Raw genomic sequence first — 23,089 nt, 5'->3', positions numbered from 1 at the left:
CATGGTTCCTTTCAACATATTCCGAATAAGCGGTGGGCATTGGCCGTGGTCTGGCGGGCTACTTCCTCCAGCTCGCATTCTTTCACCTCCGCGACCAGGCGGGCTATATAAGGCAGAAAAGCGGGCTCGTTACGCTTGCCCCGCATCGGGACCGGGGCCAGAAAAGGGGCGTCGGTTTCCAGCAGCAGGCGCTCCAGCGGCACCCGGCGCACCGCGTCCCGCAGGACCGCCGCCGACTTGAAGGTCACCACCCCGGGAATGGAAATATAAAACCCCAGTTCCAGCACCTCCTCGGCCAGGGCCGCATCCCCCGAAAAACAGTGCATGACCCCGCCGGCCGGCAATTTTCCGGCGGCGCGGAGGATCGCCAGGGTATCGGCGTGGGCTTCCCGGTCATGAATAATCAGGGGCAGGCCCGCTTGCCGGGCGATCTCCACCTGGCGGACGAAATGCTCCCGCTGCAATGCCGCCGGCGAATATTCCTTAACATAGTCGAGACCGATTTCACCGTAGGCCACCACTTCGGGACGGGCGGTCAGCTCCCGGAGGGCCGGGTAATCATCGGGGCCCATTTCGTTGACGTGGTGGGGGTGTACTCCCACCGTGGCGTAAACCCCCGGCAGGCGCGCGGCCAGCTCGCAGGCCTTGCGGGAGGTGGCCAGGTCAATCCCGACCGTGATTATTTCAGCTACTCCGACCTTGGCGGCCCGGGCCAAAACCTCGGCCAGGTCTCCCTGGTAGTCGGGGAAATCGAGATGGCAATGGGTATCGATAAGAGCCGGGGCTTGCTCGGGCAGCGGCAGCGGCTTGGTCGTCACGTTTTTCTCCCTTGCAAAGGTTGAAGCTAATGGGGCAAGATGGGGTATGACTTTTAACGCGGGGCGGAACCCGGCACCCCTTCTACCAGATTCCCGGTCCGCTGGCAATGCCCCCGCCCCACTGGCTTTTGATTGACAGAGCAAGGCCTGCCGACTATTATTTTCAGTCAGCAGCCCGGCTCGGCCGCCGGCGCTGCAGCTTGCCGGACCTAACAACGTTACCCCCCTGTCCATGGTCCGGGCCGCGGGCTGTTTTGCCCATCCGGCTCCTAAAGTACCCAGAATCGCCGAGGTTTGCCAGCAACCATGACCAATCCTGTCCTTGAAGCAATTTACCGGCGCCGCAGCGTCCGCCATTTTACGGCGGATGATGTTTCCCTGGATGAGTTGCGCGAAATCGTCAAGGCCGGAATCTGGGCGCCATCGGGTTTAAACAATCAACCCTGGCGCTTTGTCCTGATCCGCGACCGCCAGACCCGCGGCCGGCTGGCCGAACAAACCAAGTATAAACAGGTGGTGCTGGCCGCCCCGGCCCTGATCGCGGTTTATCTGGACCGCAACACCATGTACGACGAGGTCAAGGATCACCAGGCCGCCGGAGCCTGCATCGAGAATATGCTGCTGGCCGCCGAAGCTCTGGGGCTGGGAGCGGTCTGGCTCGGCCAGATCCTCAAAAACAAGGAGGAAGTCCGGCGAATCCTGGCCCTGGAAGATCACCTGGACCTGATGGCGGTGATTGCCCTGGGCCGCCCGGCTCCCGGCGAACGCAGTTCGCAGCGAAAACCCCTTGAAGAATTCATTCTCAAAATCTTTTGAAACATTTTGTCCCACAGGAGGTTTTTCATGTCCCGCACAACCGCTAAGTCATCGCGCCACGCTTTCCGCTTGCTGGTCCTGTTGCTTCTGCTGCTGCCCTTTTTCACCGCCTGCGCCCAAAACGGCAAATTCGGCATCGGTTCCCGAATCGTGGAAGATGAAGAAGTTCATGCCGCCCCCTATAATCCCGCAAATTTTCGCGACCTGCTGGTCCCCAGTGAACTGGTCTGGAACCGTTCCAAAAGCATGATCGTCAACACCGATTCCTATGCCGGCGGCGTCCTCTACTTCAGCGGCCGGGTCGATGTTGACTCCCTGACCGATTTTTTTGTCACCACCATGGCCAGAAATAACTGGAGGCTGGCGGGATCGGTCAAATACCGCGATGTTCTGATCGCTTATGACAAACCCCACAAGACCTGCACCATCATTATCCGGCAGAGCGAAATAGTCCGCAACACGGCCGAGGTCCAAATCCACATCACCGACGATCTCAGCAAGGGCAAGGCCAGCAGCTCCCCCGCTCCGGCCGTAACCACCCCGTTCGCCTTTTGAGACCGGAACCCGCTGATGCCAGGCAATCCCTTAACCGACCGGAGGCTGCTTGTCTTTTCTGCTCACTGACAAACGCATTCTATTGGGGGTAAGCGGCGGGATCGCCGCTTACAAAGCGGCGGACTGGACCCGCCGGTTGCGGAAGGAAGGGGCCGTGGTCACGGTGATGATGACCAGGGCCGCGCAAAACTTCGTAACCCCCCTGACCTTTGCCGCCCTCTCCGGCAACCGGGTCCACACGGCCATGTTTGCCCCGGAAGATGCCGAGGCCATGCCGCATATCAATCTGGGACGCAACTGCGACATGATTCTGCTGGCTCCAGCCACCGCCAATACCATTGCCCGGCTGGCCCAGGGTCTGGCCGACGACCTGACCTCCGCCGTAATCCTGGCGGCCCAGGCCAAGGTTCTGGTCTGCCCGGCGATGAACAGCGCCATGTACCAGCACCCCGCCACCCAGGCCAACCTCGCCCGGCTCAAGGAATTCGGCTATACCGTCATCGACCCGGCCTGCGGTGAGCTGGCCTGTGGCGATCAGGGCCCCGGCCGTTTGGCCGACTGGGAAATCGTGCGCCAGGAAATTATCGCCGTCCTGACCCCCCAGGATCTGCGGGGCCAAAAAGTCCTGGTCACGGCCGGCCCTACCTGGGAGCCGCTCGATCCCGTCCGCCTGCTCACCAACCGTTCCAGCGGCAAAATGGGCTATGCCTTGGCGGCGGCGGCGCGGCGGCGCGGAGCCCAAGTGGTTCTGGTCAGCGGTCCCGGCTCCATCACCCCGCCGGCCGGAGTCGAGGTGCTGCCGGTGGTTTCCGCCCAGGAGATGCACGCCGCGGTCAGCCAGCGGGGCCCGGAAATGGATGTTATGATCATGGCTGCGGCGGTTTCCGACTATCGTCCGGCCCGCTATGAGGCCCGCAAGATCAAGAAGGGTACCCCCGATGCCGCCCTGGCCCTGGCCGCCAACCCGGACATTCTCCGGGAATTGGGGGAACGAAAAAAAACGGCCCGCTGTTTCCCTCTCCTGGTGGGTTTTGCCGCCGAAAGCAATGACCATCTGGAGGAGGGCCGGCGCAAGCTGGCGGCCAAGAATCTCGACCTGATCGCCATCAACGATATCAGCGCCGAGGATGCCGGTTTTGCCGTGGACAACAACCGGGTTACCCTGCTGGACCGCAACGGCGCGGTGGAGGAGTTGCCCTTGCTGACCAAGGAGGAGGTTGCCCATCGCATCCTCAACACCATCCTGCGCCTGATCTGAGCAGGAGCGGACAGCATTACTTGCCGGCTCCAAGCCACCCAGCCGCGGCCGCCCAGCAAACCAGTTACGATACCATCTCAGCCGAAGGAGAAAAGCCATGCCCACCATCAAAATCAAGGGAATGTCCTGTGCCCATTGCGTGGCCTCGGTAACCAAGGCGCTCAGCGATGTTAACGGCATCAAGGATGTCCACGTCAACCTGACTGAAGGCACGGCCACCTTTTTGCAAACCAAGGAAGTACCGGCCGAAGCCATCCGCCGCGCCATCCAGAAAATCGGTTTCGAGGTGGTATAGAGCCGGTCAATCAGCGCGTTGGGGGGCGGCAGCGGCCAAACCCTCCAGCCGCTGCCCCAGCCCGGACGCCGCCGGGCCTGGGTTGGCGGTGGCGACAACGGGGCAAAGCAGCCTGCGGGCCCGCAACCCGTTGCCCCGGCGCTTGGTCCCGGCCACTGATCCCTTGCCGGCCCGGCGAGGGACTCTCAAAAAAAATCTCTTTAAAAAAGCTGAACCTTGCTGCCGGAGACCAACTGGCGGGGATTCAGGCCGGAAAGAGCCCCGCCAGCACGCGGCGGGTGCCCGCGTCAGCTTTGCCGGCGACCAGGCTGCTGAGGCTGAAGGCGTCCAGGGTCGCCGCCACCGCCATGGTTCCCTCGGCCGAGTTCTTGCGGGCGGTGAAAGGGAAGCTGTCCGGACCGCGCTGGCACTTGCAGTTGATATTGATCCGGGCAACCTGGTTCAGCAAGGGCCGGGACAGGGCGATGATTTCCCGCTCATCCTGGCCGAAAATACTCACCTGCTGGCCGAATTCGGACTGTTCCACGTAGCCCAGGGGCTGCGCCGCATCACGGAAGCCAGCCACCGGGATCAGCGGCCCGAACTGTTCCTCATGGTAAAGACGCATGCTTTGATCCATCGGATAAAGCACCGTCGGGGTCATAAAGGTCTGGTTGACCCGCCCGCCGCCCTCGTTGATAATCCGGGCTCCTTTGGCCAGGGCATCGCTAAGCAGGCCGTTGAGATAAGCAACCCTTGCCGGCTCCGGCAAGGGCGTGATCCGCACCCCCGGAGTCCAGGGCATCCCCGCCGGTAGCCGATCCACCAATTCAGCCAGTTTCTCCAGGAAGGGGGCGCGCAGCGTCTCATGCACGAACACCATTTTCAGGGCGGTGCAGCGCTGACCGTTGAAGGCCAGGGCTCCCAGCGCACATTCGGCCACGGTGCGGTCCAGATCGGCATCGGCCAGCACAATGGCCGCGTTTTTGGCTTCCAGGCCCAACAGGCAGCGCAGGCGCCGGGGCTGGGGATGCCATTGGCGCAGCAGATCCGCCACCCGGCGGGAACCGATGAAGGCCAGAATATCGATCCGGCCCGACTTCATCAGGGGGGCCAGGATCTCTTCACCTTCGCCATAGAGGGTATTGATCACGCCCGGGGGGAAGATTTCGGCGAAGGCTTCCAGCAGGGGGCTATGGAGCAGCACCCCGAGCCGGGGCGGCTTGAAAATCACGGTATTGCCCATAAGCAGGGCCGGAACCAGAATGGTGAAGGTCTCGTAGAAAGGATTGTTATAAGGCCCCAGGCAAAGGGCCACTCCCAGCGGCGCCCGGCGGAAAAGGGCCAGGAAGCCATGCTCGCTGACGACTGCGGCCTGCCGCTGCTCCCGGCGGCGCAACTCGGCGATGGTGGCCCCAATGTACTCCAGGGTCCGGGCGAACTCCATTTCCGCCTCGGCATAACTCTTGCCGATCTCCCACATCAGCCCCCGCACCACCAGAGAACGGGCCGCCCCCATCCGCTCAACCAGCTGTTCCACCCGGGCGATCCGCCCGGCCACGCCCAGGGCCGGCCACTCGCCCAGACCCTGGCCATAGGCCTGGCAGGCCGCCGCCAGGGCCGCTTGGGCTTCTTTTTCCCCCATCAGGGGATAGCTGCCCAAACGTAACGGTTGCAACTCCCCGGCGGCGGCTGGGGCTGGGGCTGGGGCTGGGGCTGGGGCTGGATAAAGTTTAGCAGCCGCACCGGCCGCGGCGGCCAGGCTGGAGCCGGACAGATGGATCGGCGACCAGACATCCCGAACGGGTCCGGACCAGGGCCGCAATTCTCCGGCACACAGGCAGCAACGCTGCTCGATGGGCCCAGGCCACCGGTGTTGCTCCGGAATCGTGGCCGGATGGGGGAAAATTTCCGCCAGCGAAACTTCGTTCATTTGTTTCCAGTCCTCATCAACAGTATCGACTCGTCGGAGAGAAACCGCCGAAATCTGGTGAGCATAAAGGCAAGCAGCCCCCCGAGCGGGGTCCCTGTTGTCTTTGCCAAAATTGTAGTAAAATAAAAAATGATGCCAAAAAAGAAGAACCACCGACAATAACGCGCCCGGACCTGTTTGACAACGCGATTTACTCGGATCATCTTGACTTTGCCCAGGGTCTGGCTTACTTTCCAAATTCAAAATGTTCCGCTTCAGCTCCGGCGGGCAAATTTCAGGGTCTGCTCTTCAGCGAGGAAAGACCATGTTTCAATTACTCGATTGCTCTCCCCTGCCCCAGTTCGCGGTGGGCCTGGACAACAAGATCACCTACTGGAACAAAGCCTGCGAAGCGCTCACCGGGTTCAAGGCCATCGAGATGATCGGGACCGACCGCCACTGGGAGCCCTTCTATACCCACAAGCGGCCGCTGGTGGCCGACCTGATCCTCAAGAACGACCTTAACAGTTTCTTCAGCCTCTACCAGGACAAAAATCCGGGCCAGTCGCGGATCATTCCCAACGCCTGGGAGGCCTTCGACTGGTTCAAGATGGGCGGCCAGCCCCTGCACCTCCACTTCATGGCCGCCCCGGTCTTCAATGAAAAGGGCAAGCTGATCGGAGCGGTGGAAACCCTGCACGATCTTTCCGGCCAGATGCTGGCCATGCTGGCCCCGTCGCAAAGCCGGATCCTGCCGCCCGGCGACCAGATCAAGCAGGCCCCCTTTATCCGCAACAATATTCGTTTCGGCCTGCTGGTGGGCAACAGTCCGGTGATGCAGCGGGTTTACGATGTCCTGGCCAAGGCCGCCGGCTCCAACGCCAATGTGATTATCTATGGGGAATCAGGCACCGGCAAGGAGGTGGTGGCCCACACCATTCATGATCTGAGCAAGCGGGCGGGCAAGAATTTCGTCGCCGTAAACTGCGGAGCCATCCCTGAAACTCTGGCGGAAAGTGAATTTTTCGGCTATCGCAAGGGAGCTTTCACCGGAGCCAACACCGATCGGGAGGGCTACCTGGACCAGGCCGACGGCGGCACCCTGTTTCTCGATGAAATCGGGGAAATCAGCCTGGCGATGCAGGTCAAGCTGTTGCGGGTCCTCGAGGGCAACGGTTTCTGTCCGGTGGGGAGCCGGGAAACCCGCAAGCCTGATGTGCGGATCATTGGGGCCACCAGCCGGGATATGGAGGAACTGGTAAGGGCCGGCAAAATCCGCCGGGACTTTTTTTACCGGATTCATGTCATCCCGGTCCAGCTGCCCCCTCTGCGGGACCGGGGCGAGGACCTGCGCCCCCTGACCGATCACTTTATCCGCAAATTCAGTCCCGGCAGCGGCCCAGGCATCATTCCCGAAGAGATATATCAGCGCCTGGAGCAATATCCCTGGCCCGGCAATGTCCGCGAACTCCAGAATGTGATCCAGCGCTACCTTACCTTGGGCGAACTGGTTTTCACCCCCACCGGTCCCGGCGTCATCCCTGACCCGTCCCCGCCGCACTCAGACCCGGAAATAGCTCGCGGCGTCCCGGCCCGGGGCAACGGGGGGGCTTTACAGGACAATCTGAACACCATCGAGCGGGAACTGATTCGCCAGGCTCTCCATACCAACCAGTGGCATCGCCAAAACACGGCCGCGATGCTGGGTATCTCCCGTAAAACCCTTTTTCGCAAGATGCGCCAGCTCAACCTCTAAGAGCCATCCCGGCCCTATATTCCTTGGCCCGGGGCACCTTCCAGCATGACCCAGCATGGGGCACTTATGCCTCAAATGGGATTTAATCCCTGTATTCAGCCATAAAAAGCCCCAGCGAAACAAGCCTGGGACATTTTTGTCCCAGACGGCTCCCTCCCAACCGCCGCCACCGGGGAGGCAAAAATTATAATATCTTTTAATATTAGCAACTTGGCTGCTTTTTTGATTATGTGGCACACTACTTGCTGTATAACTTGGCAACACACAGCCCCCTCCGTCAGCAGGTCTTCGAGCCGGAACCGGCCTGCTGATTACACCTGTAATGCCCCTTTTGTTCCCCAACTCAAGGGGCATTACTTTGTCCGCCGGCCGCCGGTCTCGACCTTATAGGCCACTAGCTCTCCCTGCCGGGGTCACAACCAGACCTCCCGGCGCTGTTATCCCCAGCCCGACTGGCGGCTTTCAGGCAACACTCAACCTGTCCACCCCCCTGACTAAATCCTTTTTCAACCAAGGTGAAAGCCATTGCATTGTTGCTTTCACTTGACTATATCTTATTTTTGTAATCCGCAGTCACCAGCGGCGGTTCCTGCGGCTAAATTCTTCGCCGGATGCCGCCGTTTCCCCTTTGCTCTCTCTGGAGCCGACCGAGGCCTGCCGCTCGCATGGAAACCTTCGAACAATTGCTGGACAAGTCCACCACCATTCACGGCCATATCTGCGCCGGCCAGGTCATCGGGGTGCGCCTGGCCATGATCGGCCTGCGGGAAATCGAAATCGCTGATCCCCGGGGCAGCCAGCGCAAGGATTTTTACGTCCTGGTGGAGATCGACCGTTGCGCCACCGATGCCATCCAAAGCGTAACCGGCTGCACCCTGGGCAAGCGCTCTCTCAAGTGGCTGGATTACGGCATCATGGCCGCCACCTTCGTCAATCTCAAGACCGGAAAGGCCGTGCGGGTAACCGCCCGGGAGGAATCCCGCGAACTGGCGAAAAAATACTGCCCGCAAATCGGCGACCGCTATCAGCAGCAACTCGAGGCCTATCGGGTCATGGCGGAGGATGAGCTTTTCCGCATCCAGCGGGTCCAGGTCACCATTCCACCGGAAGACCTGCCGGGCAAACCTCTCCGCCGGGTCCAATGCCATAGTTGCGGCGACTGGGTCCAGGATTGCCGGGAAATCGAACAAGACGGGCAAACTCTCTGCCGCCCCTGCGCGACGGGACGCTACTACACCATCATCAACTGAACCAGGGGAATCGTTCCATGGCAAAAACCGTCCCGGTGGAACAAGCGGTGGGCATGGTCCTGCCCCACGATATAACCGAAATCCGGCGCGGCGAATTCAAAGGCCGGGCCTTTCGCAAAGGCCATATCGTCCGGCCCGAGGATATCGACCACCTCAAGCGTCTGGGCAAGGAAAACATCTATATCCTGGCGTTGACCCCCGAGGATATCCACGAAAATGAGGCTGCCCAGTTGATGGCCGCCGCCCTGGCGGGGCCCGGAGTAGAAGTGACCGGCGAACCGATGGAGGGCAAGCTCAGTCTCACGGCCGGCCGGGACGGCCTGCTCCGGGTGGACCGGGAGGCCCTCTATCGGTTCAATCTGCTGGGAGAGGTGATGTGCGCCACCCTGCACAGTGAAACCCTGGTCAAACAGGGGCAACAGGTGGCCGCCACCCGGCTGATCCCCCTGGTTGGCCACCGCCAGGCTGTTGAAGCGGCGGTGGCAATCGCCAGTCGGCAAGGACAGGGGGTGGTTCGCGTCGAACCCCTGCGGGTCGCCCGGGCCGGCCTGGTAATTACCGGCAACGAGGTTTATTCCGGCCGGATCAAGGATACCTTCGAGCCGGTACTGCGCCGGAAAATGGCCGGGGTGGGCTCGGAGGTGGTCCAGGTGGTGAAGGCGCCGGACAATGCGGACCGGATTGCCGCCGCCATCCGGGAATGCCTGGCCGCCGGAGCGGACCTGATCATCACCAGCGGCGGAATGTCGGTGGATCCCGACGATGTAACCCGCATCGGCATCGCCCGGGCCGGCGCCACCGATATCACCTACGGCACCCCGGTTTTGCCCGGGGCGATGTTCCTGGTGGCCTACCTCCCCGGGGAGCGCGGCGAAATCCCCATCATGGGTCTGCCGGCCTGCGGGATGTTCCACCGGATCACGGTCTTGGACCTGGTCCTGCCCCGGATACTGGCCGGCGAAAAAATCGGCCGCGAGGCCTTTGCCCGGCTGGGCCACGGCGGCCTCTGCCTGAACTGCAAAAAATGCATCTTCCCGGCCTGCCCCTTCGGCAAAGCCTAATCAATCCTCCATTCAGCCCGGGCGACGGAGCGAATGTCCTTGCGGGGGAAGTTTCTTCTCTATCATAAAAACATGACCACCAAGATCCCCATCGATAGAGCCCTGGCCGACTGGATGCGGGAAATCCGCCGCCAGCTTCACCGCCACCCCGAACTAAGCGGAGCGGAACACCAAACCTGCCGCTTTATCCTGGCCAGACTGGCTGAACTGGGAATTCCCGCCCGCCGGGTTCATCAAACCGGGGTGCTGGCCGATTTAGGCCCCGAGCGGGGCGCCGCCGTGGCCTTGCGGGCTGATATCGACGCCCTGCCCATTGAGGAGGCCACCGGACTGGAATTCGCATCGCAAAACCCCGGTGTTATGCATGCCTGCGGTCATGACGGCCATGTCGCCATGCTCCTGGGGGCTGCGGCCCTGCTGCAAAAAAGCGGGAGGCTGCCCGGTCCCGTCCGCTTGATCTTCCAGCCGGCGGAAGAAGGCGACGGCGGGGCGCCCGGCATGCTCGCCGCCGGTGCCCTGGCGGGAGTCAAAAGCATCTTCAGCGGTCATATCGACCGCCATTTTCCGGTGGGCAGCATCGCCGTGGAGCCCGGCATCATCTGCGCCTCCACCGATGACTTCACCATCGAGTTCCGCGGCCCGGGAGGACACGCCGCCAAGCCTCATGAGAGCGCCGACTGCATCGTCAGCGCCGCCGCCCTGATCCTGCACCTGCAGACCCTGATCTCGCGAACCCGCGACCCGGTAACTCCGGCCGTCCTGACCGTGGGCCGAATCCAGGGGGGCAGCGCCGCCAACGTGATCGCCGCCGAAACCGCGCTCTCGGGCACCATCCGGGCCCTTAATTCCCAAACCCGGCAAATGCTGCTGCACGGGCTGGAGAAAATGGCCCGAGCCACCGCCCGCAGCGCCGGGCTCAAGGTCGAGGTAGCCATCCGGCCAGGCTGCCCGCCGGTGAACAACGACCCCGGCGCCACCGCCCTGGCCCGGCAGGTGGCGGAACGGCGCCTGGGGGCAGCCAAGGTGCCGGGTCTGCCCGCCCCCAGCATGGGGGGCGAGGATTTCGCTTTTTATCTGCGGGAAGTCCCCGGCTGCCTGGTCCGTTTCGGGGCCGGCAAAAAGCAGGCGCCGGCCGGGCCTGCTCACAGTCCGACCTTTGATTTCAACGAAAAAGTTCTACCCATCGGGGCGGCATTCCTGGCCGAGGTGGCTTTGGCAGCCCTGGCCACCAATTAGCGCCACCATGCAGCCGGCTTCCTGGCATAGTATTGATAGGATTGAAGAAGGAAAATGAATGATCAAACGCCCCCGGCTGGCGCCGGGCTTGACCATTGTCGGAATACCGAGGACGAGCTGAGCCGCTGCGAGGTCTTTATCAATGTCAGCAACCGCTTTGTGGGTCTGCTGGGCAACGAGGCCAGCCGGGCCAGCCGCAATGACACCAGTCGGGAATACCCCTTCGTGGCCATGGACAGCCGCCAGGTATTTCGCCAGTTGGCCCTGGTGCGGCGCCACCTGGGCCTGAGCGACGCCACCCCGGCCGGGGAGGCCCCGGCCCTGCTCGATGTGGGCTGCGGGATCGGCAACGTGATGCTGCTGGCCGAGCAGATGGGCTTTGATGTCTACGGCCTGGAGAAAGATCCCCACCCCTGCGCCATCGCCCGCCGTCTCTTCGGCCCCGAGCGGGTCAGCGCCGCCGACATCTGGGAATACCGAGACTACCGGCTTTTCCCGGTGATCTACTATTTCCGCCCCTTCGCCGAGCGGGATCTGCAGCTGCGCTTTGAAAAGATGATCGAGGAACGGCTCCAGCCCGGCGGAATCCTGATCGCCAACCACAAGAACAGCGAGCAGATCGCCGCCGATCCCCGCTTTACCCGGCTGGATCACGAGCTCCCGGTCTGGCTCAAGGGATAGGGGCGGTTGAGAAACCCGGGGCCGGCTTGGCCGGCTCTACTGCTCCCGCATATAGCGTTCCCGCAAGCGCTCGCAGACATGGTCCGGCACCAGGCCGCCGACATCACCGCCATGGCGAGCCACGTCCTTGATGATACTGGAACTGATGAAGATCCAGCGGAAGCCGGTCATCAGGAAAACCGTTTCCACTTCCCGTTCGATCCGGCGGTTCATCAGGGCCAGCTGAAACTCGTAATCGAAGTCGGAAACCGCCCGCAGGCCCCGGACAATGGCCCGCGCCCCGCGCCGGTAGGCGTAATCCACCAGCAGACCGGAAACCTCATCGACCTCGACCCGGGTTTCGCTGGCGGGGAAGCAGGCCCGAATCATCTCCTTGCGCTCCTCCAGACTGAAGAGCGGCTCCTTGCCGGGATTTTTGGCGATGGCGACGATCACCTTGTCAAAAATCGTCAGGGCCCGCTTGATGATATCGAGATGCCCCATGGTGATCGGATCGAAGGTGCCGGGATAGACGGCGATCCTTTGCCTGGTCTCTTCCCGGATCAGGGGTTCATAATCGGCCATTACCATTTTCTCCCCAAGTCTGAAATCGGGCCAGCCGGCAACCACGTACCGCCCCCGGCCCCGGCAACCCTGATAGCTCGAGTTAACGGGGACCAGCCGCAGCCGCAGGCCTTTTGGCGCCCAGCGGATCAGTTAAGCTGACGATAGAAATGAAACCGGGCCTCTCCATAACGCCGGGACTCGCGCCAGGCCTGCAGCGCTCCAACCTGGGGCGGCAACTCGTCCTGGCGGCCGGTTTCCAGCACAACCAGGGCCTCAGGGGCCAAAATCCCCCCCGCCCCCGGAACCGCCAGGGTGGCCAAATGGTTCAGGGTCGCGGCGGCCAGCCCCCGGCTGTAAGGAGGGTCGGCCAGGACCAGGTCAAAACCGCCCGGCGGGGTCAAGCCCGGCAAAAAGTCCAGGCCGGCGGCGCAATCCCGGCGCAGCACCCGGGCCCGCTCGCCACAGCGGCAAAGCTCGATATTGGCCTGGAGCAGACGGCAAACCTCGGGGTCGGCCTCGACAAAGAGGGCCGTCGCCGCCCCCCGGCTCAGGGCTTCCAGGCCCAGGGCCCCGGTACCGGCAAAAAGATCAAGCACCGCCGCCCCGGTTGCCTCGGGACCGATAATATTGAAAAGAGCCTCGCGGGCCCGGTCCGAGGTGGGCCGGATGCGGGCGGCAAAACGCCGGCCCGGGGCCTGCAGGCGCCGCCCCTTGCAACTGCCGGCGATTATCCGCATCTCAGCCAGCCGTCAGAGGCCAGGTGGAGAACAAATAGAGAGCAGCGGCGGCAAATAAAGTCCATCTTCCCTTTCTCTGCCCTCTACTCGTTCTTCCGGCCCCCCGTCTCCTGGCACCTGTTTCCTGAATCACAGATAATCCCGGCCCAGGATTTCGGCAATCTGGACGGCATTGAGGGCCGCTCCCTTGAGGATGTTGTCGGCCACCACCCAGAGATTGATCCCGTTGGCGATGGATTCATCCTCGCGGATCCGGCCCACCAGGGTTTCGAATTTGCCGGCGCAGTCCAAGGCCAGGGGGTAGCGGCTGAGGGTCGGTTCGTCCACCAGCTTGACCCCCGGGGCCCGGGCCATCAGTTCCTTGACCTCGGCGGCCGTGATCTTGCGGACGGTTTCGATATTGACCGCCTCGGAATGGCCGTAGAACACCGGTACCCGAACGGTGGTGGCGGTTACCCCGATGGAATCGTCCTCGAACATCTTGCGGGTTTCGTTGACCATCTTCATCTCTTCCTTGGTATAGCCGTTGTCCAGGAAGGAATCGATATGGGGCAGGCAGTTGAAGGCGATCTGGTGGGGATAAACCTGCTTGGGCAGCGGCCGCCCCTCCGCCCAGGCCCGCACCTGGGCCTCCAGTTCGGCGATGGCCTTGGCCCCGGTGCCGGAAACGGCCTGGTAGGTGGAGACCACGATCCGCTTGATCCGGGCCGCGTCATGAATGGGCTTGAGGGCCACCAGCATCTGTATCGTCGAACAGTTGGGGTTGGCGATGATCCCCCGTTTTTTATAGCGGGCGATGGCGTGGGGATTGACCTCCGGCACCACCAAAGGGATTTCCGGGTCCATCCGGTAGGCGCTGGAGTTGTCCACCACCACCGCGCCGGACGCCACCGCCGCCGGGGCAAACTCCAGGGAACGGTCTCCGCCGGCGGAAAAAAGAGCGATGTCAATCCCCTTGAAGGCGTCGCGATCCAACAACTGGACGGCAATCTCCTCGCCCCGAAAACGCAGTTTCCTGCCCACCGAACGGGAGGAGGCGAGCAGGCGCAGCTCGCCGAGCGGGAAATTCCGCCGTTCCAGGACATCCAGCATCGCCCCACCCACTGCTCCGGTGGCTCCCGCCACCGCCACGTTGAATTTTCTTCCTTCTGCCTGACTCATTGCTGCTCATCTCTCCTTTGCTCTGTGGTTCTTGGTTATAACAATTCCTTGATCCGAACGCTAAACGCACGACCGGGCCTCGGATCGGCCCCGGCGGTCCCGGTGTTTACGGCATTGCGGCCGCCGCGGGCAAGCCGGCCCTGCCCGACGTTTACCGTTCTTTCAGGTATTCCAGACGATTAAGTCCGGTCAGATAAGCCTTGGCGGCGGCGGTAATGATATCCGGGTCGGCGCCCTGGCCCACCACCACCTTGCCGTTGTCCTCGATCCGGACCATCACCTCGCCTTGGGCATCGGTGCCGCCGGTGATCGAGCTGACCGAAAAATAGAGCAGTTTGCTGCTGGTCCCGGTCAACTGGGCAATGGCCCGGAAGGTGGCGTCGATGGGGCCGATGCCCAGGGAGGCGGTTTCCTTTTCCCGGCCGTGGACCAGCAGCCGGACCGCCGCGGTGGGCAGGGAGCGGCTGCCGCTCATGGCCGTCAGGTGGAGCAGCTTGAAGGAATCGGGCACCCGCAGAACCTCGTCCATGACGATGGCCTCCAGGTCCTCTTCAAACATCTCCTTCTTGAGATCGGCCATGGCCTTGAAGCGGGCAAATACCCGGTTCAACTCCTCTTCGCCCAACTCGCCGTAACCCAGCTCCTTGATCTTGTCCCGGATCGCATGCCGGCCGGAATGCTTGCCCAGGACAATATTGCTGGTCGAGATGCCCACGTCCTTGGGATTAATGATCTCGTAAGTGCTGCGCTCCTTGAGCACGCCGTCCTGGTGAATCCCGGACTCGTGGAGGAAGGCGTTGGCGCCGACGATGGCCTTGTTGGGCTGAACCACCATCCCGGTGATGGTGCTGACCAGGCGGCTGGTGGGGTAGATATGCTCGGTGACGATATCGGTGTGGACATCGGCCACCTGGCCGGGGCGGGTGCGCAGGGTCATCACCACCTCTTCCAGGGCGGTGTTGCCGGCCCGTTCGCCCAGGCCGTTGACGGTGCATTCCACCTGGCGGGCACCGTTGCTGATCGCCGCCAGGGAATTGGCCACTGCCAGGCCGAGATCGTTGTGGCAGTGGACACTGATCACCGCCTTGTCGATATTGGGAATGTTTTCAATCAGGTAGCGGATCTTGGCCCCGAATTCATCGGGCAGGGCGTAGCCGGTAGTGTCGGGGAAATTGAGGGTGGTGGCCCCGGCGTCGATCACGGCGCGAAAAACCTGGCAAACGAAATCAAGATCGCTGCGGGAAGCGTCCTCGGCCGAAAATTCGATGTTGCCGGTGTACTTAGCCGCATGGCGCACCGAGGCGACCGCCAGCTCCAGCACCTGCTCCCGGCTGAGGCGGAGCTTGTGCTTCATGTGGATTTCCGAGGTAGCCAGGAAGGTGTGAATCCGGGGGTTCTCCCCGTTCTTCAGGGCCGCCCAGGCATTATCGATATCCTTGACGTTGCAGCGGGCCAAGGCGGCGATCTGGGCTCCCCGGATATTGTCGGCGATATTCTTGACGCATTCGAAATCACCGGCCGAGGCGGTGGGAAAGCCGGCCTCGATCACATCCACCTTGAGCTTGACCAACTGCTGGGCCAGGCGGAATTTTTCGTGGATATTCATGCTGGCGCCCGGCGACTGCTCGCCGTCGCGCAGAGTGGTATCAAAAATAAAAACTTTCTCGGACATTTTGCTATTCTCCCCGGCCCCGGCAAGCACAACCGATCCGGTCCGTATAAATGGTTTTGCTTGGATCTGCTTCAGGAAAGAATCACGACCCGGCCATCAGGCGGAAGGCGGCATTTTGGGTTCCAGTCTGCCCTCTTCTTCCGTCTCTCCCGCGCTGGTCTGTTCTGTCGGATCTGCCTCTGCCTGCCCCTCATCGGTTCCCGCCTTGCGGGCCGGAACCAGCAACCGGTATGCCGCCGCCAGCGGCCCGGAAAGCACATAGATCAGACCGAGGATAAAAAGCGTGACCCGGGGTTCGGTGGCCAGCACCATGATCATCAGCACCACCCCCACCACCATCTGGAAAGCTTTCTTGCGCTGGGTCTCAGGCTGCTTGAAGCTCTGGTAGGTGATGGAACTGACCATCAGATAGGAGAGCAGATAAACCGCTACCAGCATGGCGATTTCCATGGTCGCGCCGCTGATCTCGAAAAAATGGCAGAAAAGATAGGCGGTGGCGATCATTCCCCCGGCCGCCGGACAGGGCAGGCCGACGAAGTTCTTGCTCTCCTCTCCTGCCGGCTGGGAATTGAAACGGGCCAGGCGCAGGGCGGTGGTGGCCACATAAAGAAACGCGGCCAGCCAGCCGTAGCGGCCGTAAGGATAAAGCACCCACTGGAAGGCGAGAATGGCCGGAGCCACCCCGAAGGCCACCAGGTCGCAAAGCGAATCGTATTCCTTGCCAAAGCCGCTGGTGGTGCCGGTTAGCCGCGCCACCCGGCCGTCAAGGCCATCGAAAACCCCGGCCACGATGATGGCCACCGCGGCATGGAAAAACTGGCCTTCAATGGCGGCAATAATGGCAAAAAAGCCGCTGAAGAGGCTGATGGTGGTGAGCATGCTGGGCAGCAGGCTGATTTTGCCTTTCCGGCCCTGCTGCCCCCGCTCGAAATATCTGCGCCGTCTACTGCTCATCTTATATAAATTCCGTATATTCAGGACATAAGTTTAGGGAGTCCGGCAAACATCCGGGTTCCGAGGCCAAAAAGGCATCCCGCCGCTGGCCGCCCCCGCCGGATCTGGACGGGAAATCACAATATAATCACATTATAATACCTAATTTCCAGGCAAACCGAAACGGGAAAAGTGATTTGGCCGCCTTCGCCGCGACCTCTTTCAGCATCCTCAGCCGCCTTGGTTTCGCTCCTTAGCCGAGGCTGAGCTCCATTACCACCGGGTCGCAAGCCGGCAAGCCTGATGCGGGCAAAACTTGACCGTAACCCGGACAATTACTAGAATGACTTAAATTTATCGACGTCGCCAAAAGCCGGGACGACAAGGCACACTTCATAACTCGTTGTTGTGCCATTGCCGACCAATGCGGGTTGGCGGTTTATTGCGAGGTTGTCATATTGGGGCTGATTATTAAAAAGGGAGGTCGTCATGGGATCGTCTGATATTCCCAGTTTCGCTGTCCCGGCGCATTCCCCGGGCCGGATCCGGTTGAAGCTCAACCCCTGCCCCTGATCCATGCGGACTCCCTTCCCCATCCATCGCAAACACTTCCCCTGGCGCGGCGGCAACCGCTTCGAGCTCCTGGTGGACGGTGAACAATTCTTTCCAGCCATGCTCGCTGCCATTGAGGCAGCGCATCATTATGTGCTGCTGGAAATGTACCTCTTCGAATCGGGGGCCGTCGCCGACCGGTTCAACGCGGCCCTGGGTAATGCCGCCGGCCGCGGAGTCCGGGTCCACGTCCTGCTGGACGATTTCGGCGCCCGGGGATTGAGCTCGGCGGACCGCCAACGGCTGCTCGCCGCCGGGGTCCATCTCGCCTTTTACAACCCCCTGGACTACGGCAAACTGCGCCGCAACCTCTGGCGCGATCATCGCAAGCTGCTGGTGGTTGACGACGGGGTTGCCTATACCGGCGGCACCGGCATTACCGACGAGTTTGCCCCCACCCTCCCCCGCCCCTGGCATGACATCATGCTCGCCGTCCGCGGCCCCTGCGTCGCCGACTGGCGCACCGCCTTTGCCCAGTTGTGGAACCGAACCCGGGACGGCAAACAAGCCCCCCTGCGGCCGCCGATGACGAAAACTTCCCCCGCCAGCAGGACTAAATCCGGGCCGGCATTCGGCCGGGTTACCCTCAATAACCCCCTGCGGATGGAGATAAAGCGCTCACTGCTCAAGCGCCTGCGCACCGCCCAATACAGGATCTGGGTCGCCACCGCATACTTCATTCCGTCCTGGAAAATCCGCCGGGCCCTGTACCAGGCCGCTCGCCGGGGCCGCGACGTGCGCCTGCTGTTGCCGGGCTCTTACACCGACCATCCCAGTGTCCGGCATGCCGGCCGGCGTTATTATGGCAAGCTGCTGGCCGCGGGAGTGAGGATCTTCGAGTACCAGCCCCGTTTCCTGCACGCCAAGCTGCTGCTCTGCGACAACTGGGTGTCCATCGGCTCCAGCAACATTGACCGCTGGAACTTCCGCTGGAACCTGGAGGCCAACCAGGAGGCGCAAAACCATGCCCTGGCCGAAGAGCTGGCGGCGCAGTTCGAAACCGATTTCGACCAGAGCCGGGAAATTCTCGCCGGGGAGTGGCACCATCGCGCCTGGTATCACCGGCTGCTGGAACGGTTCTGGGGAACCATCGAACTGTGGCTGGAACGCTTCAGCCAGCGCAAACCATAGCCCGAGTGAATCTGCTGCCCATTTTTTGGGCTTGACAATATCCGCTTATGCGGATAAACGGTAATAACAATGAAAGAAATAGCCGAAGTACTGAAAGCTCTGTCCGAGGAAGTGCGCCTGCGCCTGCTGCTGCTGTTGACCGCGGGCGAGCTTTGCGTCTGCGATCTGATCGCCGTTCTGGAACTGCCCCAGTCTACGATTTCGCGGCACCTGGCCTATCTCAAAAACAGCGGCTGGGTGGATTGCCGCCGCCAGGGGGTCTGGATGCATTACCGCCTGGCCGAAACCATGAATCCGCTGCAAACCGCAATTCTGGCCGCCCTGTGCCGGGAAACGGCCACCCACGACCAAGTCCGCCGGGACAGCACCAATCTAGCACTTCGACGACAAAACGAAAACGGTAAGGGGAGTTGCAACTGAAACGCCCCGCCGGTAAGCCCGCCAAGCCGCCAAATGGAGATTCCCGCGATGAACAAAAAGATTCTGTTTCTATGCACCGGCAACTCTTGCCGCAGCCAGATGGCCGAAGGCTGGGGCCGCAAACTGCTGGCTGAGCGGTTCGAGGTTTTTTCCGCCGGGCTGGAAAAACATGGCCTGAACCCTCGGGCCGTGCAGGTAATGGCCGAGGCCGGGGTGGATATCAGCGCGCAATACTCCAAAACCCTGGATGAGCTGCCCGACGACCATTTCGACTATGTCATCACCCTCTGCGGCCATGCCAATGAAACCTGTCCCTATTTTCCGGGCAAGGTGATTCATCGCGGCTTTGACGATCCGCCCAGGCTGGCGGCCGGGGCAAGCAATGAAGAAGAAGCCTTGGCCCACTACCGCCGGGTGCGGGATGAAATCCGCGACTATGTAAAAAATCTGCCCACCGAACTGAGTTGCACTTGACAAAAGAAGTCCTGAATCTCAGCTCCGGCCCGGTGGCGGCCTCCCCATGGCTGGCGGTGGAAATCAGCGAGGTAGCCAGCTGCTTAAGCTGCCGGCCGCCGCTGATCGGCCTTGTTCCGGCCACAGCGCCAATTCGCCCGAAAATTATTTGTCATCACGGAGATCACCAAAATGCCCCGTTGTTCCATCGACTCTAGCCCCGGCGCCAAACCCGGTCTTGGCGGAAAATTATCGCTGCTCGACCGCTTTCTTACCCTCTGGATTTTCAGCGCCATGGCCCTGGGCGTGGCCGTCGGCTCGCTTTTCCCTAAAGGGGTGGCCAGCTTCAATCAGGCCCTGACCGTCGGCGAACATACCAATCTGCTGATCGCCTTGGGCCTGATCCTGATGATGTACCCGCCCTTGGCCAAGGTCAAGTACAGCCTGATGCCCAAGGTTTTCGCCGACACCCGCATCCTGGGCCTGTCGCTGTTTCAGAACTGGGTTTTAGGTCCCCTGCTGATGTTTACCCTGGCCGTGCTCTTCTTCGGCTGGCTGGCCCCCCAGCTGCTCGGCCCCGACCCCCGCTGGGGCCTCTATATGGTCGGCCTGATCCTGGTGGGCATCGCCCGCTGCATCGCCATGGTTCTGGTCTGGAATCAACTGGCCCGGGGCAGCAGCGAATATGCCGCCGGCCTGGTGGCCATCAACAGCATCTTCCAGATCATCACCTTCAGCTTTTACGCCTGGATCTTCGTCACCGTCCTGCCGCCGCTCTTCGGCCTGGAAGGCCTGGTAGTGGATGTGAGCATCGGCGATATTTTCGTCAGCGTCATGATCTATCTCGGCATCCCCTTTGCCGGCGGCATCCTAAGCCGGGTGCTGCTGGTGCCGCTGAAGGGCGAAACATGGTACGAAAAGGTTTTCATCCCCCGGATTTCACCCATCACGTTGGCCGCCCTGCTCTTCACCATCGTGGTGATGTTCAGCACCCAGGGAGAACAGATCCTGCTGCGCCCCCTGGACGTCATGTGGATCGCCTTGCCGCTGAGCTTTTACTTCGTGCTGATGTTTCTCTTCAGCTTCTACCTGGCCTGGAAGCTCGGGGCCGACTACCCCCGCAGCACCTCCCTGGCCTTCACCGCTTCGGGCAACAACTTTGAGTTGGCCATCGCCGTGGCCATCGCCGTCTTCGGCATCGGTTCCCCCATCGCCTTCGCCACCGTGATCGGCCCCCTGGTGGAAGTGCCGGTGCTAATCGGCCTGGTCCACGTCAGTCTCTACCTCCAGCGCCGTTATTATAACCGCGGCATTGATTCCCAGGACTGAAGCGGCTATAAAATTCTATAGGCATACTCCTTCCAACCAATTCATAGGGAGAACGGAATGCTCAACAAAATCCTGATTGCCACCGATTTTTCGCCTGCCTCGGACTGCTTGATCCAATGCGCCGGCCAACTAAAAAAACTGGGGCTCAAACAGGTGGTGCTGGCCCATGTAATTTATGTTGCCAACACTCCCGGCCTGGATGAAATTCTCCTGGACGAAGCAAGCCCGCAAATGGAGCAGCAAAAAAAACGGCTGGAAGCGGAGGATCTCAAAGTGGACACCGAACTGGCGGTGGGGATTGCCGCCCCGGTGCTCGAAGCCCTGGCCACCAGCCACCGGGTGGACGCCATCCTGATTGGTTCACGCGGCCGCGGTCTGGCCAAATCGGCCCTGGGCAGCGTTTCCTTTAAATTGCTGCAAATCACCAACCATCCCGTTTTCCTCTCCAGGATCACCGCCGAAGGCCATAATCAAACCTGCGGTGTGGCCACCGGGCCGCGCTGGTTTGAAAAAATTCTTTTCGCCACCGATTTTTCGCCGCCGGCGGACCGGGCCGCCGCCTACCTTGAACAGATCCTGCGCCACCACCCGACTACGGTTACCCTGCTGCACGTCAGCGATGCCGCCGACCAGGCCCGTCTGGCCCCGAAATACTTGCAGGAGCGCCAGGAGCAAGACCAGCGCCGGCTCGAGAAGATCGCCCGCCAACTCGCTCCCGGGGGCGACTCCATTTCCAGCGAATTGGCCATCGGCAATCCCGCCGAGGAAATCATCGCCCGTACCCGGACGGGCCAGATTTCCCTGGTGGTTATGGGCAGCCACGGCAAGGGTTTTTTCCGCGAAGCCCTGCTGGGCAGCGTGGCCAACGAGGTGGCCCGGCGGGCCGAGGCGCCGGTGCTCCTGGTTCCCGGTGTTCGTTAGGGAGTGGGCGCCAGGCCGAGCGGCAGTCCTTGAGCAATGCGAACTATTGCCATTTACAGCCTGAAACGAACCTATTATAGTGGCTGGAAATTGGCGCCCAAACTCCGGTCCTGATGCTGGAGGAAGGGGCCGAATCCTTAATTTCCGTTAATCACTGGTAAGAGGAAAATACATGAAATTGCAGGATTATTTCGCGAATACCCCCGGCCGGGGGGTTCTTGCCACCGCCGCGGCCGACGGCAAGGTCGACGCCGCCCTCTACAGCACCCCCCATTTCCTCGAGGAGGGCGAGGTAGCTTTCATCATGCGCGATCGGCTCTCCCATCAAAACGTCAGCGAAAACCCTTACGCCACCTTCCTTTTCATTGCCGACGGCCCCGGCGCCCGCGGCATCCGCCTTTTTCTTAAGAAAACCAAGGAAGAAACCGACGCCGCCAAAATCAAGGGCCTGATGCGCAGGCAGCTGAGCCCGGCAGAAGACCGGGCCCGGGGGGAGAGCTTCCTGGTTTCCTTCGCGGTGGAAAAAACCTTGCCCCTGGTAGGCTCGGACCCGGCCAATATTCCCGCCGGTTGAGCTGCCGCGGGAAGCAATCTGCCCGGGTCCGGAGGTTGCCGGACCCGGGATTGCTCATGCCGCGTCGAGATCGCTGACCCAGCTCAAGGCTGTGGCCACCGAAGGAAAGCCGATGGTCGAAGCAAGCACGATCAGGGCGTGGCGCACTTCTTCCACGGTAGCCCCCGCCGCCAGAGCCCGGCGGGCATGGCTGTGGACCCCTCCTTCCAGCCGGGCGGTTGCCGCCGCCGCCATCTGGATCAAATTAACGGTTTTTTCATCCAGGGGCCCGGCCTCGCGCACCGCTTTGCCCAGATCGGCCGCGGCCTGCATGAAATCGGGATAATCCTTCTGCAGTTTCTGAAAATGCTGGGGCAGCTTTTCCTTGGCCATGGTTCAACTCCTTGTCATGATGATTAAAATGCCCGAATGCGGGGGGCCCGGAGACCATCCCGCCCTTATGCTCGTTTCCGCAACAGATAACCGTGGGCCGCAAGACCGGCGCCGAAGGTCAGCAGCATAATCCATTCATTCTCCACAATGCCGCGAATTTCCAGTTCTTTCAAGACAAACCAGACCGTGGGCGAGGACATGTTGCCGTAATCGGCCAGCACCCGCCGGGTCGCGGCCAGTTGTTGCCCGCATGATCTCCTCGGGCATCACGGTGAGCGCGGCGCCCCCAATGACGACCGGAGCCGGGCTGGCCCGGCGGATGGCCTTGAGGATCGGAGCGAGTTCGTCGATGTAGAAGGCCGGCAGGCGCATGTCGTTGTTGTCGATATTGCGGACTGAAAGACCGATCACCTCGGGGCGGTGCGCCCGGATCAGCCGGTTGACTTCGCCAACCGGATCGGCGGCGAACATCAGGTCCAGCAACCGGACCGCGTGCCCGGCCGGCTCCGCCGCCTCGGCCACCATGCAGGCGCCCAGCGGCATAACCGGCATGGGATAGGCGTTCCGGTTCGTTGGGATGATCAGGACGTTCATATCAGGATCCGAAAGGC

25 protein-coding genes are annotated in these 23,089 nt (G+C 61.7%); 15 read left to right on the top strand and 10 right to left on the bottom strand.

Annotation, left to right across the window (positions count from 1 at the left end; all coding sequences use genetic code 11):
* Positions 1-11: 11 nt before the first annotated feature.
* Positions 12-818 (bottom strand): TatD family hydrolase, encoded by an 807-nt coding sequence (locus tag ACHHTY_RS07335; protein WP_395493453.1) that lies wholly within the window; start codon positions 816-818, stop codon positions 12-14.
* Positions 819-1,124: 306 nt separating this feature from the next.
* Between ACHHTY_RS07335 and ACHHTY_RS07330 the strand changes: the two genes are divergently transcribed.
* From ACHHTY_RS07330 to ACHHTY_RS07315, 4 genes are all read left to right on the top strand, one after another.
* Entirely contained in the window at positions 1,125-1,634 is a 510-nt protein-coding gene (locus ACHHTY_RS07330; RefSeq protein WP_395493452.1) for a nitroreductase family protein, read from the top strand.
* Positions 1,635-1,661: 27 nt separating this feature from the next.
* Positions 1,662-2,189, top strand: a complete 528-nt coding sequence (locus ACHHTY_RS07325; RefSeq protein ID WP_395493451.1) for a hypothetical protein — start codon at positions 1,662-1,664, stop codon at positions 2,187-2,189.
* Between the two features lie 49 nt (positions 2,190-2,238).
* Positions 2,239-3,447, top strand: a complete 1,209-nt coding sequence (gene coaBC, locus ACHHTY_RS07320) for a bifunctional phosphopantothenoylcysteine decarboxylase/phosphopantothenate--cysteine ligase CoaBC (protein WP_395493450.1) — start codon at positions 2,239-2,241, stop codon at positions 3,445-3,447.
* Between the two features lie 97 nt (positions 3,448-3,544).
* On the top strand, positions 3,545-3,742 hold the full coding sequence (locus ACHHTY_RS07315) for a heavy-metal-associated domain-containing protein (RefSeq protein WP_395493449.1): 198 nt from the start codon (positions 3,545-3,547) through the stop codon (positions 3,740-3,742).
* A gap of 244 nt (positions 3,743-3,986) precedes the next feature.
* On the opposite strand, the gene ACHHTY_RS07310 is transcribed toward ACHHTY_RS07315, so the two are convergent.
* Positions 3,987-5,654, bottom strand: coding sequence for an aldehyde dehydrogenase family protein (locus ACHHTY_RS07310; protein WP_395493448.1), 1,668 nt, complete (start codon positions 5,652-5,654; stop codon positions 3,987-3,989).
* Positions 5,655-5,958: 304 nt separating this feature from the next.
* Here ACHHTY_RS07310 and ACHHTY_RS07305 point away from each other — a divergent pair, with 304 nt between their 5' ends.
* The 5 genes from ACHHTY_RS07305 to ACHHTY_RS07285 all read left to right on the top strand — a co-directional run bounded on the left by ACHHTY_RS07305 (position 5,959) and on the right by ACHHTY_RS07285 (position 11,617).
* Positions 5,959-7,389 (top strand): sigma-54 interaction domain-containing protein, encoded by a 1,431-nt coding sequence (locus ACHHTY_RS07305; protein WP_395493447.1) that lies wholly within the window; start codon positions 5,959-5,961, stop codon positions 7,387-7,389.
* Between the two features lie 665 nt (positions 7,390-8,054).
* Entirely contained in the window at positions 8,055-8,639 is a 585-nt protein-coding gene (locus ACHHTY_RS07300) for an FmdE family protein (protein WP_395493446.1), read from the top strand.
* Between the two features lie 17 nt (positions 8,640-8,656).
* Entirely contained in the window at positions 8,657-9,700 is a 1,044-nt protein-coding gene (locus ACHHTY_RS07295) for a molybdopterin-binding protein (protein ID WP_395493445.1), read from the top strand.
* 72 nt (positions 9,701-9,772) lie between these two features.
* Positions 9,773-10,936: a M20 metallopeptidase family protein gene (locus ACHHTY_RS07290; protein WP_395493444.1), complete on the top strand. Its 1,164-nt coding sequence runs from the start codon at positions 9,773-9,775 to the stop codon at positions 10,934-10,936.
* Between the two features lie 54 nt (positions 10,937-10,990).
* Positions 10,991-11,617 (top strand): class I SAM-dependent methyltransferase, encoded by a 627-nt coding sequence (locus ACHHTY_RS07285; protein ID WP_395493443.1) that lies wholly within the window; start codon positions 10,991-10,993, stop codon positions 11,615-11,617.
* 36 nt (positions 11,618-11,653) lie between these two features.
* Here the strand turns inward: ACHHTY_RS07285 and coaD are convergent, their stop codons facing one another.
* From coaD to pssA, 5 genes are all read right to left on the bottom strand, one after another.
* Positions 11,654-12,181 (bottom strand): pantetheine-phosphate adenylyltransferase, encoded by a 528-nt coding sequence (gene coaD / locus ACHHTY_RS07280; RefSeq protein WP_395493442.1) that lies wholly within the window; start codon positions 12,179-12,181, stop codon positions 11,654-11,656.
* A gap of 128 nt (positions 12,182-12,309) precedes the next feature.
* On the bottom strand, positions 12,310-12,900 hold the full coding sequence (rsmD, locus tag ACHHTY_RS07275) for a 16S rRNA (guanine(966)-N(2))-methyltransferase RsmD (protein WP_395493441.1): 591 nt from the start codon (positions 12,898-12,900) through the stop codon (positions 12,310-12,312).
* 129 nt (positions 12,901-13,029) lie between these two features.
* Positions 13,030-14,061 (bottom strand): aspartate-semialdehyde dehydrogenase, encoded by a 1,032-nt coding sequence (locus ACHHTY_RS07270; RefSeq protein WP_395493440.1) that lies wholly within the window; start codon positions 14,059-14,061, stop codon positions 13,030-13,032.
* A 151-nt stretch (positions 14,062-14,212) separates the two neighbouring features.
* A complete protein-coding gene (locus tag ACHHTY_RS07265) occupies positions 14,213-15,733 on the bottom strand; it encodes a 2-isopropylmalate synthase (protein WP_395493439.1) in 1,521 nt (506 codons plus the stop codon).
* A 96-nt stretch (positions 15,734-15,829) separates the two neighbouring features.
* Positions 15,830-16,687, bottom strand: coding sequence for a CDP-diacylglycerol--serine O-phosphatidyltransferase (gene pssA / locus ACHHTY_RS07260; protein WP_395493438.1), 858 nt, complete (start codon positions 16,685-16,687; stop codon positions 15,830-15,832).
* 555 nt (positions 16,688-17,242) lie between these two features.
* On the opposite strand from pssA, the gene ACHHTY_RS07255 reads away from it, so the two are divergent.
* The 6 genes from ACHHTY_RS07255 to ACHHTY_RS07230 all read left to right on the top strand — a co-directional run bounded on the left by ACHHTY_RS07255 (position 17,243) and on the right by ACHHTY_RS07230 (position 22,106).
* Positions 17,243-18,409: a phospholipase D-like domain-containing protein gene (locus tag ACHHTY_RS07255; protein ID WP_395493437.1), complete on the top strand. Its 1,167-nt coding sequence runs from the start codon at positions 17,243-17,245 to the stop codon at positions 18,407-18,409.
* Positions 18,410-18,478: 69 nt separating this feature from the next.
* Positions 18,479-18,829: an ArsR/SmtB family transcription factor gene (locus ACHHTY_RS07250; RefSeq protein ID WP_395493436.1), complete on the top strand. Its 351-nt coding sequence runs from the start codon at positions 18,479-18,481 to the stop codon at positions 18,827-18,829.
* Positions 18,830-18,877: 48 nt separating this feature from the next.
* On the top strand, positions 18,878-19,303 hold the full coding sequence (locus ACHHTY_RS07245; RefSeq protein ID WP_395493435.1) for an arsenate reductase ArsC: 426 nt from the start codon (positions 18,878-18,880) through the stop codon (positions 19,301-19,303).
* 171 nt (positions 19,304-19,474) lie between these two features.
* Positions 19,475-20,611 carry an ACR3 family arsenite efflux transporter gene (arsB, locus tag ACHHTY_RS07240; protein ID WP_395493434.1) on the top strand — a complete coding sequence of 379 codons (1,137 nt, stop codon included), beginning with the start codon at positions 19,475-19,477 and terminating at the stop codon, positions 20,609-20,611.
* A gap of 57 nt (positions 20,612-20,668) precedes the next feature.
* Positions 20,669-21,532 carry a universal stress protein gene (locus ACHHTY_RS07235; RefSeq protein ID WP_395493433.1) on the top strand — a complete coding sequence of 288 codons (864 nt, stop codon included), beginning with the start codon at positions 20,669-20,671 and terminating at the stop codon, positions 21,530-21,532.
* Between the two features lie 172 nt (positions 21,533-21,704).
* Entirely contained in the window at positions 21,705-22,106 is a 402-nt protein-coding gene (locus ACHHTY_RS07230) for a pyridoxamine 5'-phosphate oxidase family protein (protein ID WP_395493432.1), read from the top strand.
* Between the two features lie 54 nt (positions 22,107-22,160).
* On the opposite strand, the gene ACHHTY_RS07225 is transcribed toward ACHHTY_RS07230, so the two are convergent.
* The 3 genes from ACHHTY_RS07225 to ACHHTY_RS07215 all read right to left on the bottom strand — a co-directional run bounded on the left by ACHHTY_RS07225 (position 22,161) and on the right by ACHHTY_RS07215 (position 23,072).
* Complete coding sequence (locus ACHHTY_RS07225) at positions 22,161-22,478, bottom strand: carboxymuconolactone decarboxylase family protein (RefSeq protein WP_395493431.1); 318 nt, start codon at positions 22,476-22,478, stop codon at positions 22,161-22,163.
* A gap of 65 nt (positions 22,479-22,543) precedes the next feature.
* Positions 22,544-22,678, bottom strand: a complete 135-nt coding sequence (locus ACHHTY_RS07220) for a hypothetical protein (RefSeq protein WP_395493430.1) — start codon at positions 22,676-22,678, stop codon at positions 22,544-22,546.
* A complete protein-coding gene (locus ACHHTY_RS07215) occupies positions 22,614-23,072 on the bottom strand; it encodes a cobalamin-dependent protein (RefSeq protein WP_395493429.1) in 459 nt (152 codons plus the stop codon). The genes ACHHTY_RS07220 and ACHHTY_RS07215 overlap by 65 nt, the downstream gene beginning before the upstream one ends.
* Positions 23,073-23,089: the final 17 nt, after the last annotated feature.

This window comes from Desulfurivibrio nitratireducens (assembly GCF_044068515.1).
Taxonomy (GTDB): domain Bacteria; phylum Desulfobacterota; class Desulfobulbia; order Desulfobulbales; family Desulfurivibrionaceae; genus Desulfurivibrio.
The sequence above is the reverse complement of the archived record's forward strand: the minus strand, read 5'-3'. Positions and strand labels throughout refer to the sequence as shown.